Below are 2,556 nucleotides of genomic sequence, written 5' to 3'. Positions count from 1 at the left end.
GCGCGCTCCATGCGAATGCGCGTGTAGACGGCCCCTGGTGGGGCCTTCATTTCTTCCATGAACAGACGTTCGAGCTGTCGCCGGGACAGGCCAACGGAGGCGGCAAGATCTACGGTCGGCACGACATCTTCGATGTGGTTTTCCATCGTGATGAGCACCGCTTTCAGACGGGCATCCTGGCATTCGATCTCAAGCGGTTTGCGCGGCTGTATATCCAGCCCCGATCGCGCCCGCTCGATCTGGAGCACTTCCAAAGCATTCCGTTCCGCGTCTCTGCTGATGTGTCGCCGGACCAGAAAAGCAGCCATGTCGGCCGCCGAGCTTCCGCCGGCGCAAGAGCCAAGGTTCCGGTCGAGGTTGAACAATCGATCCGAGCGTACGGAATGCCCCGGGAATTGCTCCCGATATGCGTGATAGTGCAGCCAGCTGACACAGGTTTGGTGCGACTTCATGAGACCCAATCGGGCCAGAATAAATGTGCCGGTACAGACCCCGATCAATGGGACCTTTTGAACGGCAGCTTTCTTGAGATAGTCCGACGTCTGGCTGTCGATGGTCATATCCGTGTTCAAAAGTCCACCGACGACGACAATGTAATGGAATTCCTTCGGGTCGATAAAATCCGAGGTCGGCGCGACCTGCACGCCACAGCTCGATATGATGAGATGCCGGGTGCTACCCACTACCTGCCAGTCGGCCAGAATCCGGCCGGATTTATCAGCCTCGTCACTTGCCAGCCTCAACGTGTCAACGAAGAGGGCGAATGCAGAAAGAGTAAATGACCGTGCAAGGATGAACCCGACTTTCAACGGGCCATGTCTCGCTTCAACTTTCACGGATTTCATCAAACGCCTCGCCCCGGAAAAACCCTTCTATTTGATCTGGAAACCATGGGCCAAGGGATCACGATCGTCGACAAAGATCGTATTGTGGCCGATGATCCGCGCCCACCCTCCGACGCTCGGCTTAATGCCTCTGAACCGTCCAATAGCTGCTTCGGCTTCGATACGTCCCTCGAATATGGTGCCGATCAGGCTTTCCTGGCGAAAGGTGTCGCCGACCTTCAACCGGCCCTTACCATGCAGTTGAGCGAGGCGTGCCGAGGTACCTGTTCCGCCTGGGGAGCGATCTATCGCCTTGTCACCATAGAAAACCGCGCCCCGCCCATCGGCTTTGCTGCTCGCCGGCGTGTCGCACCATAGGGCGTGGTGGACGCCGCTTATCCTTTCATCCTCGGGATGAACCTGATTGCAGATCGGCTCGAGGGCATCGCGCAGCTTCCTGCTGACGTCGACGATTTCATCGCTCGACATGCCGTCCAATCCAGCCCAGTTCCTCTGCGGTTCGATGACGGCATAATAGTTGCCGCCGTAGGCGATATCGATCGTCAGGGCTCCGAGCCCCGGCACATCGACTTCGACATCGGCTGCATGCAGGTAGCTTGCGACATTGAACATGCGGACGGCTTCGACGAATTCGCCCTGCTTGTCATAGGCGATATCCACGCGGCCCGCCGGTGTCTCGATGGAAAGCTTGCCGGGAATGCGTGGGGTGACGAGGCCTTCTTCGATTGCCGCCGTTACCAAACCGATCGTCCCGGCCCCGCACATGGGTAGGCATCCGCTGACTTCGATGAAGATCACGGCAAAATCACAGTCTTCGCGATAGGCGGGATAGATGACGGCGCCGGACATGATGTCATGCCCACGCGGTTCGAACATCAATGCCTGCCGGATCCAGTCGTGATCGCGAACGAAAATCTCACGTCGTTCCGCAATCGGAAGATGCGGAAGCAAAGGCCCGCCGCCGGCAACGAGCCGGACCGGGTTGCCGCAGGTGTGGGAATCGATGCAGAAGAAGCTGTGACGCATTCGGTAAATCTTTTCGTTTAAGCGCTCTTGGCCGATGAACGCGCATGACCCTGCAGCGCACTCTTGGAAAGTCTGTCGAGCAGGATGGCGATGGCAACGATGGCAAGCCCGGCGCGCAGGCCTAGACCCATTTCCATTCGCGTCAGGCCACGCGTGACTTCAGCGCCCAGGCCCCCGGCGCCAACCAGCCCGGCAAGGACGACCATGGCCAACGAGAGAAGAATGCATTGGTTGAGCCCGACGAGCAGGGTCGGCATGGCGGAGGGAATTTCGATCTTGAAAAGGATCGAACGCGGTGGCGCGCCGGTTGCCTGACCGAGTTCAAGAAGATCGGTAGGCACCTGATTGAACGCCAAGGTCGTCAAACGCAGCATCGGCGGCACGCCATAAATGATCGTGGCGATGATCGCCGGCACGCGGCCGAGGCTAAAAATCATGACTGCCGGAATGAGATAGACCCACGGCGGCACCGTCTGCATGATATCGAGTAGCGGTCTGATCGCGATCTCGAAACCCTTGCGCCGCGACGCGAGAATGCCGAGAGGAAAGGCGATCATGACCGAAATAGCGACCGAAACCGTCACTAGGGCGAGTGTTTGCATGGACGCTGCCCAAAGGCCCGCCAGGAGGCAGAAGGCAAGAGCGACGGCCGTTACCACAGCGGCCCTGATATTGATGGCAAGGC

At 58.7% G+C, this 2,556-nt stretch carries 3 protein-coding genes; all 3 read right to left on the bottom strand.

Annotated features, from left to right (window positions below; all coding sequences use genetic code 11):
* Positions 1–845, bottom strand: an 845-nt coding sequence (locus PH558_RS33955) for a GlxA family transcriptional regulator (RefSeq protein WP_285208554.1), incomplete at its 3' end; no start/stop codon positions are given.
* 27 nt (positions 846–872) lie between these two features.
* On the bottom strand, positions 873–1,871 hold the full coding sequence (locus PH558_RS33950; RefSeq protein WP_285208553.1) for a 4-hydroxyproline epimerase: 999 nt from the start codon (positions 1,869–1,871) through the stop codon (positions 873–875).
* 17 nt (positions 1,872–1,888) lie between these two features.
* Positions 1,889–2,556, bottom strand: a 668-nt coding sequence (locus tag PH558_RS33945; RefSeq protein WP_285208552.1) for an ABC transporter permease, incomplete at its 5' end; no start/stop codon positions are given.

The organism is Rhizobium pantanalense (assembly GCF_030182525.1).
Taxonomy (GTDB): domain Bacteria; phylum Pseudomonadota; class Alphaproteobacteria; order Rhizobiales; family Rhizobiaceae; genus Rhizobium.
This window is presented reverse-complemented; position numbering and strand designations above follow the sequence as displayed.

Coding starts and splice junctions, on each gene's coding strand:
- PH558_RS33950 (WP_285208553.1), bottom strand. CDS start 1,871: ATGCGTCACAGCTTCTTCTGCATCGATTCCCACACCTGCGGCAACCCG.